The organism is Riemerella columbipharyngis (assembly GCF_900101995.1).
Classification (GTDB): Bacteria; Bacteroidota; Bacteroidia; order Flavobacteriales; family Weeksellaceae; genus Riemerella; species Riemerella columbipharyngis.
Window position 1 is genome coordinate 32,029 of the sequence record NZ_FNAS01000010.1, and the last position, 16,315, is coordinate 48,343.

The window sequence follows — 16,315 nt, forward strand, 5'->3', positions numbered from 1 at the left end:
CCCAAGATGAGGCAGCTTATTTTTATCCTTTTTTATCTTAAATAAAGATTTTTTATTTAGCAGAAAGCGTTACCTGTAAGTCTATATCATCTTTTATCACAATATCTTTCATCGTAGATTTGTAGGAAACACCCCATTTTTGTCTGTCAATAGTGAATTTATCAGAAGTAAGAGTAAGAACCCCATTTTTTACCTCTATCTTTGCAGGAAAAGTTACGGCGTTTGTACTGCCTTTTAGTGTAAGATTACCCGTAATAATATAATTGAAGTCCGGTTTATTGTTTTTTCTTAAAAGCATCATTTTAAAAGTCCCCGTAGGGTATTTTTCTACCTCAAAGAAATCCCCATTTTTCAAGTGATTATTCAGTTTTGTTTGATATTCTCCGGACAGATCTGTCGCATTGATAGAGTTCATATCCAAAACAAAACTTCCTCCTGCTAATTGCCCGTTTTTCAAGATAACCGTTCCGCTACTGAGGTCTATTGTCCCTTGATGAGAAGAAGCCTCTGTCTTGGCTACTTTGTAGCCCCACCAATTAATTTTAGAAGAAACCACCTTGAGGCTTTTAGTTTGAGAGAACACCAATCCACTCGCTAAAACGAATAATAACGCTAATTTTTTCATTGTAGTTGTTTTTTATAATTCTATTCTGCAAAAGCAATGCAAATTTTAGACCAAGTAAAAAAGAAGTCAAAATGTTTATAAAACAAAAATCACCGCTAATTAAAATTAACAGTGATTTTGTACCCCAGACGGGACTTGAACCCGTACGCCAAAAGAGGCACAGGATTTTAAGTCCTGCGTGTCTACCAATTCCACCACCAGGGCAGGAAAAAAAATAGAAGCCGGAGCTCCTATTTTTATTTGAGCGAAAAACGGGACTCGAACCCGCGACCCCAACCTTGGCAAGGTTGTGCTCTACCAGCTGAGCTATTTTCGCAATTGTGCGGATGAAGGGACTCGAACCCCCACGCCTCTCGGCACCAGATCCTAAGTCTGGCGTGGCTACCAATTACACCACATCCGCAGTTGTATAAGTTCGCTTATCTTTTGTGAGTGCAAATGTAGAACTTATTTTTTAAATGACAAAATTTTTTATCAAATATTTTACCCCTACCCTTTGCTATTAAAATAAAAGCTTGAATATGTATATAATGTGATTCTTGTCATATTTTAGATTTTGCGTATATGCTTATATTTGTAGTGTGAAAAAGTGCTTTGGTATTTTAATGACTCTTCTTATGCTGATGATTACCTTTCAGCAGGTCGCTATTATTGTCCACTTTAAGCTCAACCAAGATTATATAGAAAAGAAATATTGTGTCAATAAGAATACTCCGACAACTCATTGCCACGGTAAATGCCGCCTAAGAAAAGAATTAGAAAACACACAAAAAGAATCGCCTAAAGCCATAAGTATTTACAAAACATTCGATTTAGTACCTACGACCACCTATAATTATAACTTTGAAAACAAAGAACCTGTGGCAGAAAACACGGCTCATCATTTTTATAAAGAAAAACTAACTGCAGCCGATTATAACGGAAGACTATTCAAACCTCCTATTTTTTAAATTTAATTTTCAAAGGATTTTGCATCCAAACTTTTCGTATTCCATTGCGTTGTGGAATGCTCTAATCGTTATATTAAAATTAAATTTAAAAAAATGAAAAACATAAAATTTCTTTTCGTAGCATTGGCTACTCTATTAGTTGTACAATCTTGCAACCGAGACAGCTCACCTAAAATTAAAACCAATGACAAGAACAATGTAACATTACAGTTTGATGACACAAGGCTTGCAGGCGAGTCTTTGTTGTTTGGACACAACTACACCTCTTCTAGCGGACAGAATTATCAATTCTCTAAAATCAATTATATCATTAGTAATGTAATTCTCACAAAAGCTGATGGCACAGAAGTGAAATACCACTGGAACGACCCTAATAATGGAGCTTTCATTGTGAGAAACGGAGAGGGAATATCTACCGTTCACGATTTTGTGCTAAAAGACATTCCTGCTGGCGATTATGTAAAAGTACAGTTCGGTATAGGAGTATCCCCAGAAGCATATTTATTGGGACAAGATCAACAAGGAGAGTTTTGGGACAAAGCTAAAGATATGAGATGGAACTGGAAATCCGGATATGTTTTCGTAAAAATAGAAGGAGAATATACTACAACAGAAAATACACAGAAACAATTTTTGACTCATATCGGAAATATGGGAAAACCTAATGATGAGTATCCTAATGTATACAAGACCGTAACTCTTGACATAAAAGGAACTGCTAAAGTGCGTGGAAATATTTCTCCTATTGTCCATATTGTATCGGATTTTTCCAAATACTTAGATGGCAAAAACAAAATCATTTTAAATACTGACAACGACAATAAAATGACACCAAAAGCTCCTATCGTTCAAAAGGCAATAGAGAATATTTCTGAAGTTTTTTTTGTACATCATACCCATAATAACCCCAATTAAGCATCAGTAATAAAATCTTCTGCCTGATAAAAATAGGCAGAAGATTTTTACTCTTTGATAAAAATAAAAAAATGAAAAAAAATATTCTTGGAGTAGTTTTGCTCTTCTTCGTGCTTCTATCGTGCCGAAAAGAAGAAAAAGTGTACTATCCGGTAGATACAAAAATACAACTTGGCATCCCTGATTATTTTCCAAAAATACAGCACGACATAGAAAAAAATTATCCCACCAAATACGGCATAGAACTTGGGAAAAAACTTTTCCACGAAGGACGCTTGTCTGCAGACGGCATCGTATCGTGCGGGTTTTGTCATATTCAAGAAAATGCTTTCACTCATCATGGGCACCCGGTAAGTCATGGTGTCTACGATAGAATAGGAATCAGAAATGCACCACCGGTACAAAATATGATATTCCTCAACAAATATATGTGGGACGGCTCGATTACTAATCTGGAAGAGCAGCCATTGGTACCTATCTCTACTCACGAGGAAATGGACGGAGACATTGGTACAATTCTAAAAACATTAAATAACGATAAAGACTATAAAAGATTATTCAAAATCGTTTATGGCGATGAAACCGCTACACCGGAGCGGATATTTAAAGCCTTGACTCAATTTATGGCAACACTCATATCGGCAGACAGTAAGTACGATAAAGTGATGAGACACGAAGCAGAATTCTCGGCTCAAGAGCAAGAAGGCTACAAACTTTTTAATGAGAAATGTACCTCTTGCCATAGTACAGCACTATTTACAGACCAAAGTTTTCGCTATACAGGATTGCCTTATAATGCTTATTACAAAGACAACGGCAGAGAGAGGGTAACAGACAAAAAAGAAGATTATCTAAAATTCCGAGTACCGAGCTTGCGGAATTTAGGCTACACTGCACCATATATGCACGATGGTAGATTTTTTACCCTAAAAGCTGTTTTGGATTTTTATTCAAACGACAATGGGCACCAAATACAAGACGCACCGAACCTCGATCCGTTACTAAAAAAAATTCCGGGACGAGTAGGCATACCGATGACAGAACAAGAGAAAAAAGACATTATTGCTTTTCTACTTACTTTAGATGACCCTCAGTTTATTTCCAACCCTGCATTTGCAGAATAAATTTATTTAATAATGAAACCTATTTTAATCATCATCTTAACCTCCGTTTTACTTCCATTGGCGAAAGCCGGAGATAGCTTATCTATATACCGCCCTTATATATTGGAACATTACAAAAAAGCAGAGCGTATCCAATGTGATGCCTGCGGATGCTCTATCGGAGGAGCGTCTTCAGGGTTTGAAAGTATCCTGAATCCACAGTTTATAGGGGTAAAGTATTTGTTTCAAAAATATGAGTCCAAAGCCTATGAGTATGACAAGCATTACTCTGTGCCGGAATATTACAATACCATTCAGATTTGGGGAAGATTTCCTGTTATCAAAAATTTGGATGCGTATGCCAGCCTGCCTTATCACGCCCACGAGCGTAAAACCAACCCTAAACAAAACATTTCCGGAATAGGAGATCTATCGGCTATGGCGATCTATAAGCTAAGGTTAGACAGTATGTCTCACCATCGCCTGAATGTAGGGCTTGGTGTAAAAATCCCCATAGCTAAATTTGACCGAAAACTAACCGAGAGCTACAATCCGAGTTTCCAACTAGGAACCGGCAGCTGGGATTATGCAGCCATTATTAATTATACTTATGCAAAAAATAGTTGGGCAGTAGCACTATCCACAGATTATACTTTCAAAAATCAAAACAGCAAATACTATCGGTTTGGAGACCAGTGGAATAGTTCTCTTACAGGGTATTACATCCATCATTTTAACAACTTCTCAATATCGCCCCGCTTAGGAATGGCTACGGAACGGTATTTTCCTAATGTAGAGGTAGGCGAAAGACTTTCTCACACAGGTGGCTATCTTGTTCTGTGGAAGATGGGGGCAGAAATGTCTATTGGCAAATTTAATATTGGCGTGGAGAACCAGATGCCTATCGTATCCAAACTCTCTGAAGATAGGGTGAGAATACGCGGCAGAAACTCGGTGTATATTAATTTCAATCTTTAATATTTTGTGTAAAATTAAACTTCATTAAAAACCGTTAAATTTTATTAAACACAAACATTATATTATTTTTATATTTGTAAGGAATAAATCCATTAAAATTTACAAATATAAAGAACAATTATTTTTCTAAAATTTTGAAATTGGCATTGGCTTCTTTCTCGTTACTTTCAACCATAAGTTGTACGATTTGCGGATTGAAGAATGACTATGGTAAGCTAACCCAGAAAAAATTGGTTCACGATTTTAGTAGTACAGCGCATTTGGTTAATAATGAAGTTTACAAAATAAATGTGGTCCAGCTGAAAAGTAAGCTTAAGAAAAGCGACAGCTCTCTGGTGGTGACTTTTTACCAATGGGCTGTACCGCCCCCAGCTGTGTTCCTCTAAACAACTATGTAAACTATGCGAATGAACACGATATGAAAGTCTACCTAATTATGGTGAGATATTGCGATTTGTATGCTACCACTTCTCAAAATGTAAATGCACCGCTCTTTGCTGTTGATAACAAGTATTACCACAGTATATTTAGAGATGCTTATATAGAAAAATTTCGTAAAGATTTAATGGGAGATAACAAATATCCTGGCAGCTGTTATATTTTCAAAAGAAACTCATTATCAGCTATTAAAGAGGACTTTTTTGCCCTTAAGTAAAATACTATTTTTATAAATTCATTTTTGCTCAAAATATTAGTTTTGGGCAAAAGTGTTTTGTAAATAGGGAACTTAAATTTTTATTTAGTGCTAAAAACAATTACATTTGTAGCCTCATTCATTTGAAAATGAAAAAAAATATACCGCTTATCGTCTTGCTAATGTTGTCTTGTAGGCTTTTGGCACAAGATGGGACTACGGTGTACAATTTTCTGAACCTTCCTTTTTCACCGAGACAAGCCGCCTTAGGAGATGCCGTATCTGTGAGAGATTATGACCAAAATTTTGCGGCTACCAATCCTGCTCTACTAAATTTGGATATGGACAACAGGATATCCATAAACTACACAAAATACCTCGCTGGAGTCTCTTACGGAACAATAGCTTACGCCAAAGACCTTCGAGAAGGACATTTGCTTTCCTTTAACGCTCGGTATTTAGACTATGGAACAATACCAAGAACCGACGAGTTTGGTAATGTAAATGGTAATTTTTCTTCTATGGATACCACATTAGGGCTAGGCTATGCTTACCAATTTTCAGACGACTGGACTATTGGAGCTAACATCAATATAATAACCTCTAAAATAGACACATACAACTCTATGGCACTCACTGGTAATCTGGGTGTGACCTACTACCGTAAAGACCGTAAGGAAAGTTTTAGTTTTGTTTTTAGAAACTTAGGCTATCAATTCCGTACCTACAATGGTACAAGAGAAAATATGCCTGTAAAAGTAGATGCTGGCTATACCAGAATTTTACCTGACTTTCCGGTAGCCCTTACCATTACCGCCCATGATTTGCAAAAGTGGAATATCTCTTCTAAATACAATGAAAACGGACAAAAAAACCGATGGACAAAAACATTAGCAGATCATTTCTCCTTTGGGGCAGAACTGTTTCCAGAGAATACTTTCAATGTCCGATTGGGCTATAATATAAAACGAGGAAGTGAACTGACAATAGAAGACCAAAGAAGTTTTACAGGGCTTTCGTTTGGCTTTGGGATTAGAATTTCTTATTTCAAATTTGATTATACACACGCGAGATACCATAACTCTTCAAACCTAAACCAAATAGGACTTACTATGGATTTAATACAGCTTAGTGGAAATAGGAGATAAATGTATATTATGAAACAAAAACTCGTTATTGCCATTGATGGCTATTCCTCTACCGGAAAAAGTTCTATTTCTAAGGAAATAGCTAAAAGACTCGGACTTATCCACATCGATACAGGAGCACTGTACAGAGCCATCACATGGTATACGCTTCAGAATTGTAAAACCCGAGACGGAAGTCTTAATTTGAATTTATTAACAATGCTTTTACCTAAAATCAATATAAATCTGAAACCCAGCAATGGTAAAGCCGAAGTCTTTCTCAATGGGAAAAATGTAGAATCTGAAATCCGGACAATACAAGTAAGCGAAAATGTGAGCGACATAGCAAAAACACCGGAAGTAAGAGCATTCCTACTGGATACCCAAAGAAAAATCGCTGAAAACGGGGGAGTCATTATGGACGGTAGAGATATCGGAAGTGTGGTACTGCCGAATGCAGACTTCAAATTTTTTCTTACGGCAAGTGCAGATGAGCGTGCCAAAAGAAGATACTTAGAACTCAAAAATACAGGCGTAAAAGTTTCTGTGGAAGAAGTGAAACGCAATCTATTGGAGCGAGACAAAAAAGATTCTGAAAGGGCAATCGCACCATTGGTCTGCACCGAAGATGCCATACTTATAGATAATACCCATTTGGATAAAGAGCAAAGTATAGCAGAGATCATCTCTCATATACAATAAAAAAACACATCGGTTTCACCGGTGTGCTTTCTTTGAAAAAACTTGTTTTGATATGAATGTTGAATTTTACTATTCTCGGTTTGTATAAAAGTAAAAATCGTGCCGAAAAAAAAATTTTTAACAAAAATTAATATTCTTAGATTTAGAATTAGTATATATTTGTAGTAGACAATAACCTTGTTATGAATTCTTTAACAGAAGAAAACTATCTAAAAGCATTATTCCATCTTAAAAAAGAGGATAATACCATCACCGTAAACGAACTTAGCAAATATCTGGATATCAAAATGCCCAGCGTGAATAGTATGATGAAAAAATTCGCACAGAAAGAATGGGTAGTTGTCCAAAATTATAAACCTATTGTTTTAACGAGACTCGGGCTGAAAGAAGCAGCCATTATTGTACGGAAACACAGACTTACCGAAATGTTTCTGGTAGAGAAAATGGGCTTTGGCTGGGAAAATGTTCATAAAATAGCAGAGCAACTGGAGCATATCCACTCCGAAGCTTTCTTTGATAAAATGGACGAACTTCTCAACTACCCTAAAATAGACCCGCATGGCGAACCCATCCCCGATAAAGACGGAAATGTCATCCACCAGCATCTAAAAAAACTTAGCGAATGTAAAGAAGGCAAAACCTACGAGCTGGTTTCCGTAACAGTAGATACAGAGGATTTTTTAAACTTCCTAAACAACAGAAAGATAAGCTTAGGTATTAGTATAAAAATCAATAAAATAGAGAAATTTGACCAATCTATCACTGTAGATATTGCCGGTAAAGAAATCAATCTCAGTAAAATGGTTTGTGATAAACTATTGGTTAAGGTTTAAATTTTAAAATATTTTTTGGGGTTATATTCATTATAAAAAAACAAATACTATTTTAGTTCTTTGATAATCAATAAATATAGAAAGTGTATATACCACAGATAGTCTTGCTTTAGATAAATTAAAAGAAAATCAATTACAGCATTTCTATGAAATAAATTCTAAACCCCAAAATAATATTTTCAATCCTTTCGGAATAATAGATTCTGATACAGCATAAAAGATATTCCGTGAAATGATAAAGCATTGAAAAAAATATAGCTACGACACTTCAGCTATTACCGAAAAGAAAAAAAACTAAAATTATCATTGGGGTTGATGATTTGTCTAATTACTTTTATATAAATAATATTAAACTCAATTTAGGATTTCGTTTTGATCAACCATTTTGGGATAAAGGCTACACTTGCTATTTATTAGAGATTTAAAGAACTATGTCAATCAGAAATTTATGGCTTGATGAGACCTAAAAATTTAACCTCAATAAAAGTTTTGGAAAAGTGTGGAATCAATAGAATAGGAGCATTAGATGATGTTTCTAATAGAGAGAAAAATTTGATTTTTCAATTATTCAAACCTAAAACTAAGAAAAATTTTACATACGGAAAGACCTCTTTTACAAATATAGCTTATTGGTTAGTTGGAATTTAGTTGTATAAAATAATTTAAAATGATACCTTAGTGAGTGTATTTCAAATACTATAAAAATGGAAAAGATATTTTATGTGTTATTTTTGTTGATATTCGAGTATATTTCAGCACAACAAAAAGAGAAAATTATACTAGCAGAATGCCCTGCCTCTATACGGAAGTGGGCTTTTTGGGGATATACAGGTATTGGAAGTAGATTTGGAAGCAGCAACTATTCCATTTACGCTTCTCCACGAGTAGGGTATAGATTTACCTACTTGTTAGAAGCAGGGCTTGCGACTAATATTTTATGGGGGAAGAGTAATTCTTATTCTTTGATTTTAGGTGTGGGACCTTATGTAAATTATTATATTTCTCGACATTTTTATACACAGGCTTTATTTCAGGGAAATTTCATCAATATCAAACATAAAGGAACCGGCTTAAAATACAATAACGATAAAGCAGCCCTGTATCTTGGGGCTGGTTATATACAGCGAATAGACATTGCTGCTTACCTTCAAATCGGAGGAATGTATAATGTACTGTACAACAAAAATAAAAGTGTATCCAGCAATGACTTTATTCCAAACATCGGAGTCGTTTTTCACTTGTAAGATTGATGTTGTAATGTTGGACAAAACTTGTTTTAGATACCATTTAAATTTTAAATAAAGTCTAAAAAAAGTTAGACTTTACTTCTTCGGCTTCTTCTAATAGTTTGAGGTAGGTTGCATAGCGGCTGGTGCATATGGTCCCGTTCTCTACTTTGGTTATCACCTCGCATTTAGGTTCATTCAGGTGCATACAGTTATGGAATTTACAAGACTCTTTAGCCTCAAATATCTCCGGAAAGTAGTGCTGTATTTCCTCTTTTTGAACATCTATCATCGCAAATTCTCTCACGCCGGGTGTGTCTATGATACTCCCACCAAAATCCCAAAAATGCATTTGTGCAAAAGTGGTGGTATGCTTCCCTTTGAGGTGATAATCCGATATTTCAGAAGTTTTTAGATTAAGTGAGGGCTGCAATGTATTTGCCAACGTAGATTTCCCGCAACCGGAATGCCCGAAAAAAACAGAGATTTTATCTTTCAGTATGGATTTTAATAGTTCTATATTTATTGCATTACGAGAGGATATATCGAGCGTTTGGTAGCCAATATTTTCGTAGTCTTTTCGTATATCGGCGATGAGGCTGAGCTCCTCCTCATCCAGAATATCTATTTTGTTAAATAAAATCAAAGGCTTGATATTATAAGCCTCGCAGCAGACTAAAAAACGATCTAAAAAACCGAGTGAAGTTTCAGGGCTTTTCAGGGTGTAAAGAAAACACGCAATATCAATATTAGATGCTATAATATGTGCCTCTTTGGAGAGGTTCACAGACTTACGGATAAGGTAGTTTTTTCTTGGTTCTATTTCGGTAATCCACGCTACTCCGTCCGGCTCAAGCTGAAAAGACACCCAGTCTCCCACAGCTATGGGATTGGTGAGTCTTGTTTTCTTTAATTTGAATTTCCCCCTTATTCTTGCCTCATAGAAAGTGTGATGCTCTGTATCCAATACCTGATACCAACTTCCCGTAGATTTTGTGATAAGCCCCCTTATGGTTTTCAATGATTATTTGTTTTTACTGACATTGGTACTATCTGCCACCAAGATGAATATTTGTTCATCAGGTTTTTTCATAAAGTAGTTCTCACGGGCAAAACGCTCTTTCTCACTTTTTATGAACATTAGTTTTCTGTAAAGAGAATCGTTTTTTTCGTATTCAGATTTGTAATAGGCTCTTTCTTGCTCGTATTTATTGATAGCACCATTAAGCTCGTTAATCACAAGGTAAGAATTATTGTCATAGAAAATCATCCAGACAATAAATCCCAAAATAGTCATCGTATATTTATTGACGATATACTTCATAAAAAAACGCATTGCCAGAGATTTTTTCTTTATAGGGATAATCTCTTTTTTAGGAGTTTTTAGAGGCTCTTCCATTAGTGTGATTTTTTCAGAGAGTTATTGATAACGGTAGTTAAAAAGTCTATGGCTACAGGATTTTGTTTCATATTTGGGATAATGATATCTGCCACATTCTTAGACGGCTCTATAAACTCTTGATGCATAGGCTTCAGCGTATTTTGATAGCGGTACAGCACCTCTTCCAAATCTCTACCTCGCTCTTGGGTATCTCTTTTTATACGGCGGATAAGGCGTTCGTCTGAATCTGCGTGAACATAGAGTTTTACATCAAATTCTTTCAATAATTCCTTATCCGTAAGAACTAAAATCCCCTCAACAATCAGTACATTTTTAGGCTCTACTTTTACAAAACCTCCTGTCCTCGAATGGGTTACAAAAGAATACACCGGCTGTTCTATGCTTTGCCCATCTTTGAGTGCCTTCACATGCTCTCTAAGCAGTTCAAAATCAATAGACTTAGGATGATCATAGTTGAGAGCTTCCCTTTCTGCCATAGATAGATTTTGATTGTCGTGATAATAGTTATCCTGCGAGAGTACATTTACCCCCTCTCCTTCTGCATTGAGGTTTTTCAAGATCTTATTAACTACAGTGGTTTTCCCGGATCCGGTCCCACCTGCGATACCGATAACGAGCATATTTTTAGTTTTGACAAAGATACATATTCTTATCCAAAAGAAAATATATTACGACTAAAAAAAATAGAATTCCCACATTATTTAGCCTCTGTACAAACAAACATTTCTTTTGAATGTATCTGTATCAATTTTATTTAATTTTATAATAAATTCAAACGTTCCTATAAACCTAAATTTAGGTTTTGATTTTAGCTCTTTATGAAGGTTCTCCCTAAGAGCAAAATACGCCCTCTATCTAAGGCTCATAGAGTATTGTTGAAAAATGATATTGTGGGAATTATCTAGATTTCTGATACCGAACAGGCAATTCTATTATTTACCTCCACACTGCTTCCATTATTCTAACCCACCAATAGTGCACCACAATAATAAATTATTTGCTCAAACAATAAGTTTTCATTATTTTCGTTGATTATTTAACATCCTCCTTGAACGACTATTATTTTTAGGAATGAACAGAAATAAACTTTTACTCACCACGATACTTTTCGGCTATAGCATTCAGGCACAGCAGTCTCTGTATTTCAACGATAAAGAAAACTTTCGGTATCATTTAGCCGAAAACCTTTACCAAACAAAGGTATATAATGCCTCTCAGTATGAGTATTCAAGACAATACTTCTATAATCAAAATCTCGGTGAAACCCGAAGAGAAGCAGCACTTTTCTTTGACAATGTCATTGGTGTTATTCTTGGACAACCTTATGCCGATAAGCAATTGGAGGCATATATGAAATCCCACCCCAACAGCGCCTTTATGGAGCAAGCTAATGCTCCTCTGGCAGATTATTATCTTAGAAAAAAAGACTTTCAAAAAGCTATTGCTTCTCTGAAAAAAGTAAACCAAGCAGGGCTTTCTTCAAAAGAAAACACTAAGTATGTACTAAAATTAGGCTATGCTCAATTTATGCTCGGAGATTTACAAAATGCTACGCAAACACTCAACGAAGCGTATCGTTCTGCTGATTTGTCTGAAAAGAACGATATAGCCTATATGCTGGGGCATCTCTACTATCAGCAGCAGGATAATGCAAAAGCATTTGAATATTTTGATATGATAAAGACTCGGCCAAAGTACAAGAACCTTGTAAAACCTTATTATGTACAGCTTTATTTCAGTCAAAAAGATTACGATAGAGCTATTTCGGAAGGGCAAGATTTATTGGCAGATGACCAGCTTACCACGGAATACAGAGCAGAAGTCAATAAAATCGTAGGGGAATGCTATTTTATGAAAAAAGATTACGACTCTGCCTATCCTTATCTCAAAAAATATTTGGACGCCAAGGAAAATCCTACGATGAATGATCTCTACGAAATGGGATTTGTAACGGCACAACTGCAACGCTATACAGAAGCGGTTTATTATTACAGCCAAATCCTGAACGAGAAATCAGCATTAGCCCAAAATGCTTATTATCAACTGGGGAATGCTTATTTAGAAAACCATCAGAAGCAAGAAGCATTATCGGCGTACCGTTCGGCTTATCAAATGAATTACGATGCTCAAATCAAAGAATTAGCCGGAGCTAAATATGCCAAACTAAGTTACGATATTGGGAATCCTTACGAGGCGGCACCTAAGGTACTCCAAGGGTTTATAGACCGCTATCCTCGTAGTTCTTCTAATGCGGAAATGAAAAAATTACTCGCAAAGTCTTACCTCTATTCCGGAGATTATAAACAGACTTTAGAAGCCCTAAAAAAAATGGATAAACCGACGGAAGAAACCCAAAAAATAGAGCAAGAGGTTACCTATATGCTGGGGGTAGAAGCCTACAACAAAGGGAACTATCAAGAGGCAGAAGCCTATTTCCAGAAAAGCCTTAAATATAATTTTAATAAAAAATTTGAGCTAAAAGCCAAGTATTGGCTGGGGCAATCTTATTATCAACAAGGGGACTACGACAAAGCCATCGCGACATTTGAAAGTCTTAAACTACAGAGCGGAGATTATGAAGAAAAAGAACAGCTGGGATACGATTTGGGCTATGCTTATTTCAAAAACAAGGATTTCCAAAAAGCTCAAAACTATTTCAAAGATTATTTAACCCACCCAAAAGAAAAGTTTAAGAAAGATGCCGAGCTTAGATTGGCGGATACCCATTACGCCAACAATCAACTCAACGAAGCCATTTCTATCTACGACAAAGCAGATACGGCAGATGACTATACTCTTTACCAAAAAGCTTTAGCCTTAGGTTTTAAAGGCGACACAGAGGCTAAAATAGCCACACTGAAGAAACTTTTAGCCCAATATCCTAAATCCGAATACAAAGACGAAGCACTCTACGAAACAGCCTCTGCATACGCTGCAAACGGGCAATATAAAGAATCTAACGACTATCTGAGCAAAGTAATCAAAGAGGCTAAGGATAAAAATATCATTGCTAATGCCGAAATTTACAAAGCTCAAAATTTAGCAGATGAAAACCAAAATGACAAGGCACTTTCCGAACTCAAAAAATTAGGATTAAAGTATAAGAATACGGCTTATGCCAGTAAGATTGTGCAAGTTGCCCGTTCCATATTTGCGAAAAATGGAGATACCGCAGGCTATCAATCATTTGCCCAAAACTTAGGTATAAATTTAGAACAATCGGATATTGATGAAATCAATCTTACTAATGCCCAACAACTCTATGCCCAAAAAGAATACGCAAAGGCGATACCTTATTACGAAAAATACCTTAGCGAAAACCCTAATGGCGAGAGGGGGTACCAAGCTCAATATGAGTTAGGCGAAAGCTGTTATCAAAATGATGATGACACAAAAGCACTTCTAGTGTTCCAATCGGTAGCAGCCGCACAAAACGATTATCAAGAAGATGCACAAGTAAGACTTGCCCAAATTTTAATCAAGAAAAAAGAATCAGAGAAATCACTGCCATATCTTCTCGGCACAGCCAATTCTACCGATGCCAAAATAAGATCTTTCGCAAACCAAGAGCTAATGAAGTACTATGCGAAGAAAAAAGATTTGGACAAGGCAGAGGCATACGCGAATATCGTATTGTCTAACTCTAAAAATTCGGAGTCTGTACGGGAACAAGCAAAAATCATCAAAGCCCGCAACCTAATGAGAAAAGGACAAGACAAAGATGCCAAAACGGCTTATTCGGCATTAGAGAAATCGTCCAACCCAAGTGTAGCAGCAGAAGCTCTATACGCAAAAGCCTACTATCAAAACAAAGTCAAAGCATTTAAGAGCAGTAATGAGACTATTTTCCGCTTGGCAAACAATTACTCGTCTGAACAATATTGGGGGGCTAAAGCTTTAGTGATAATGGCGAAAAACTATCTTGCCCTGAAAGACAAATACCAAGCGAGCTACACCTGCGACCAAATCATTGCGAATTATAAAGATTTCCCTGATGTGGTGCAAGAAGCTCAATCCGTAAAAAAAGAAATTAAGTAACAGATATTATATTTCCAATATGAATCCTTTAAGAATAATCATTATATTTTTGGCAGGTGGTACCTCGTTAGCATTCTCTCAGATAAAAGAAGAGAGGCTTATCCTCAATAAAAAAAGAGAACCGGAGGTAAAACGCATTGAAAAGAAAAAAACTTCCGTAGTCGTGGAGAAAAATTTTCCACCCGAAGAAAAATCCAACGAAACCCTCAAATATCAAATCGTCAATAGACCACCGGTACCGGATTTCAAACCTTCGACAATACAAGGCACAGATGTTTCTCCGGACTTTTCCGAAAATTACCAAAAAAATTACTTCCGAATCGGCTATGGGAATTACAACAAAATTTTAACAGATGGTGCGATCTCCGGAATACTCAATGACAAAGTAGAATTAGGTGCAGTGGTACATTATCTTTCTACCTCCGGACTGAAAAAGGACTACGCTTGGGACTCTCATCAGAGGTATGGAAATGTATCTGCATTTCTCAATTATTTCGGAGATTTCGGAAAACTAAATGTAGATGCCGGAGCTACCCTGAACAATTACAACTACTACGGTATCTCGGGATTTACCTCTGACTTGGTAAAGAATATAGAACAGAATTATTCTAAGTTCCATATCAATGGCTATTACGATTTTTATTCCGATAATTATTTGGATAATGTAAAGGTAAAATCTTCCGTATTGAAAGATAAACTCAACAGCTCCGAAAGCCAAGCCGATATAAAACTGAATTTGTCCAAACTTAATCTGTCATTAGGACAAAGCATCTCTATAAACGCCTACTTGGGGTTTGGTGCAAACACTATCGTTACGGAGTTTGATGCATTAGACCATCACAAATACAACACTTTTAGCGGCTCATTAGAACCTAAGTTGCAGTTTTTTAGCGGCCGTTCTTACCTTAGCTTAGGCTCTGATGTTGTTTTTTACAATAATAAGCGTTCTTCTCTTCTAATGTCTCAGACCAATCAACAAAAGGTTTATTGGTTCCCAAAAGCAGAAATTCTATTTTCTGCAAGCGACGAGCTGCAATTTTTCGGTGGTATAGACGGAGGATTGAAACTCAACACTTACACGGACTTGTTATCCGAAAACCCTTACTTGACACCGGATTTGGAGCTTAATCCTACCCGTACAAAATACCATTTTTATTTTGGTATAAAAGGAGATTATGACCAATTTATCAAGTATAATGTTCGTGCCGGATTTGGAAAAATTAGCGATATGCTGTTCTTCCGTTCCATTGGTTTAATCAACAGAAATACTGACGAAAATAGGTTGGCGTATGACTACAACAATGCTTTCTCCACCTATTACAGAGATGCTTCTCTGAGCGAGATTGAGGGGCAAATATCTGTATTCCCTTTGGAAAATATGATATTAAACGGAGAACTGAAATTCCAACAATATTTGCTTAACGATAAGGAGAAACCTTATTACAGACCTCTGATACAGGCCACGATAAATGCCCAATATACACTTCTGGACAAAAAGCTAAAACTTGGATTTACAGGCATTTTCGTGAGTGATAGAACCACAAATGCATTTGAGGTTTCTCAAGAAAACTTCTACCCCAACGACTACATCTCCACAGAAAATACCAACAAAAAAATTGGAGGCTATGCAGATCTAAATTTATCCGCATCTTATAGAATAACGAAAAATATTAGTATTTTTGCCATCGGAAACAATCTTCTCAACACCAAGTACCAAACATTCAATTGTTACAAGGTTTTGGGAGCACAAGTTTTGGGAGGGATAAAACTTACATTTTAATA

17 protein-coding genes and 3 tRNA genes are annotated in these 16,315 nt (G+C 36.2%); 13 read left to right on the plus strand and 7 right to left on the minus strand.

All coding sequences use genetic code 11. The features are described from left to right. Positions 1 to 52: 52 nt before the first annotated feature. The 4 genes from BLS89_RS06520 to BLS89_RS06535 all read right to left on the minus strand — a co-directional run bounded on the left by BLS89_RS06520 (position 53) and on the right by BLS89_RS06535 (position 1,028). Entirely contained in the window at positions 53 to 625 is a 573-nt protein-coding gene (locus BLS89_RS06520; RefSeq protein WP_092736770.1) for a YceI family protein, read from the minus strand. Positions 626 to 745: 120 nt separating this feature from the next. After that, positions 746 to 829: transfer RNA gene (locus BLS89_RS06525), tRNA-Leu, on the minus strand. Between the two features lie 39 nt (positions 830 to 868). Continuing rightward, positions 869 to 941, minus strand: a tRNA-Gly gene (locus BLS89_RS06530). Positions 942 to 946: 5 nt separating this feature from the next. Then, positions 947 to 1,028, minus strand: a tRNA-Leu gene (locus tag BLS89_RS06535). Between the two features lie 178 nt (positions 1,029 to 1,206). On the opposite strand from BLS89_RS06535, the gene BLS89_RS06540 reads away from it, so the two are divergent. The 11 genes from BLS89_RS06540 to BLS89_RS06585 all read left to right on the plus strand — a co-directional run bounded on the left by BLS89_RS06540 (position 1,207) and on the right by BLS89_RS06585 (position 9,111). Continuing rightward, positions 1,207 to 1,575, plus strand: a complete 369-nt coding sequence (locus tag BLS89_RS06540; RefSeq protein WP_143017738.1) for a hypothetical protein — start codon at positions 1,207 to 1,209, stop codon at positions 1,573 to 1,575. A 93-nt stretch (positions 1,576 to 1,668) separates the two neighbouring features. Continuing rightward, a complete protein-coding gene (locus tag BLS89_RS06545) occupies positions 1,669 to 2,490 on the plus strand; it encodes an MbnP family protein (protein WP_092736849.1) in 822 nt (273 codons plus the stop codon). Positions 2,491 to 2,561: 71 nt separating this feature from the next. Next, positions 2,562 to 3,614 (plus strand): cytochrome-c peroxidase, encoded by a 1,053-nt coding sequence (locus BLS89_RS06550; protein WP_092736774.1) that lies wholly within the window; start codon positions 2,562 to 2,564, stop codon positions 3,612 to 3,614. Between the two features lie 12 nt (positions 3,615 to 3,626). After that, positions 3,627 to 4,571 carry a transporter gene (locus BLS89_RS06555; RefSeq protein WP_092736776.1) on the plus strand — a complete coding sequence of 315 codons (945 nt, stop codon included), beginning with the start codon at positions 3,627 to 3,629 and terminating at the stop codon, positions 4,569 to 4,571. 134 nt (positions 4,572 to 4,705) lie between these two features. After that, positions 4,706 to 4,957, plus strand: coding sequence for a hypothetical protein (locus BLS89_RS10425; protein WP_143017739.1), 252 nt, complete (start codon positions 4,706 to 4,708; stop codon positions 4,955 to 4,957). 32 nt (positions 4,958 to 4,989) lie between these two features. Continuing rightward, positions 4,990 to 5,226, plus strand: coding sequence for a hypothetical protein (locus BLS89_RS06560; protein ID WP_143017740.1), 237 nt, complete (start codon positions 4,990 to 4,992; stop codon positions 5,224 to 5,226). A gap of 128 nt (positions 5,227 to 5,354) precedes the next feature. Beyond that, entirely contained in the window at positions 5,355 to 6,353 is a 999-nt protein-coding gene (porQ, locus tag BLS89_RS06565) for a type IX secretion system protein PorQ (RefSeq protein ID WP_092736780.1), read from the plus strand. A 9-nt stretch (positions 6,354 to 6,362) separates the two neighbouring features. Continuing rightward, complete coding sequence (cmk, locus tag BLS89_RS06570; RefSeq protein ID WP_092736851.1) at positions 6,363 to 7,034, plus strand: (d)CMP kinase; 672 nt, start codon at positions 6,363 to 6,365, stop codon at positions 7,032 to 7,034. Between the two features lie 182 nt (positions 7,035 to 7,216). Beyond that, positions 7,217 to 7,867: a metal-dependent transcriptional regulator gene (locus tag BLS89_RS06575; RefSeq protein ID WP_092736782.1), complete on the plus strand. Its 651-nt coding sequence runs from the start codon at positions 7,217 to 7,219 to the stop codon at positions 7,865 to 7,867. Positions 7,868 to 8,323: 456 nt separating this feature from the next. Then, positions 8,324 to 8,515: a hypothetical protein gene (locus tag BLS89_RS06580; protein WP_092736784.1), complete on the plus strand. Its 192-nt coding sequence runs from the start codon at positions 8,324 to 8,326 to the stop codon at positions 8,513 to 8,515. A 56-nt stretch (positions 8,516 to 8,571) separates the two neighbouring features. After that, a complete protein-coding gene (locus BLS89_RS06585) occupies positions 8,572 to 9,111 on the plus strand; it encodes a hypothetical protein (RefSeq protein WP_092736786.1) in 540 nt (179 codons plus the stop codon). 61 nt (positions 9,112 to 9,172) lie between these two features. Here BLS89_RS06585 and rsgA read toward each other — a convergent pair whose 3' ends face one another. From rsgA to udk, 3 genes are read right to left on the minus strand one after another with little or no spacing between them, the layout of a single operon-like run. Further along, the gene (gene rsgA / locus BLS89_RS06590; protein ID WP_092736853.1) at positions 9,173 to 10,105 is read right to left on the minus strand and encodes a ribosome small subunit-dependent GTPase A; all 933 of its coding nucleotides are present in this window, start codon (positions 10,103 to 10,105) and stop codon (positions 9,173 to 9,175) included. Positions 10,106 to 10,117: 12 nt separating this feature from the next. Beyond that, positions 10,118 to 10,492 carry an FtsB family cell division protein gene (locus BLS89_RS06595; RefSeq protein ID WP_092736788.1) on the minus strand — a complete coding sequence of 125 codons (375 nt, stop codon included), beginning with the start codon at positions 10,490 to 10,492 and terminating at the stop codon, positions 10,118 to 10,120. Next, the gene (gene udk / locus BLS89_RS06600; protein WP_092736790.1) at positions 10,492 to 11,115 is read right to left on the minus strand and encodes a uridine kinase; all 624 of its coding nucleotides are present in this window, start codon (positions 11,113 to 11,115) and stop codon (positions 10,492 to 10,494) included. The genes BLS89_RS06595 and udk overlap by 1 nt, the downstream gene beginning before the upstream one ends. A 451-nt stretch (positions 11,116 to 11,566) precedes the next feature. Between udk and BLS89_RS06605 the strand changes: the two genes are divergently transcribed. Together BLS89_RS06605 and BLS89_RS06610 are read left to right on the plus strand one after the other, a co-directional pair. Beyond that, on the plus strand, positions 11,567 to 14,533 hold the full coding sequence (locus BLS89_RS06605; protein WP_092736792.1) for a tetratricopeptide repeat protein: 2,967 nt from the start codon (positions 11,567 to 11,569) through the stop codon (positions 14,531 to 14,533). 19 nt (positions 14,534 to 14,552) lie between these two features. Continuing rightward, positions 14,553 to 16,313: a TonB-dependent receptor gene (locus BLS89_RS06610; protein ID WP_092736794.1), complete on the plus strand. Its 1,761-nt coding sequence runs from the start codon at positions 14,553 to 14,555 to the stop codon at positions 16,311 to 16,313. Positions 16,314 to 16,315 lie beyond the last annotated feature (2 nt).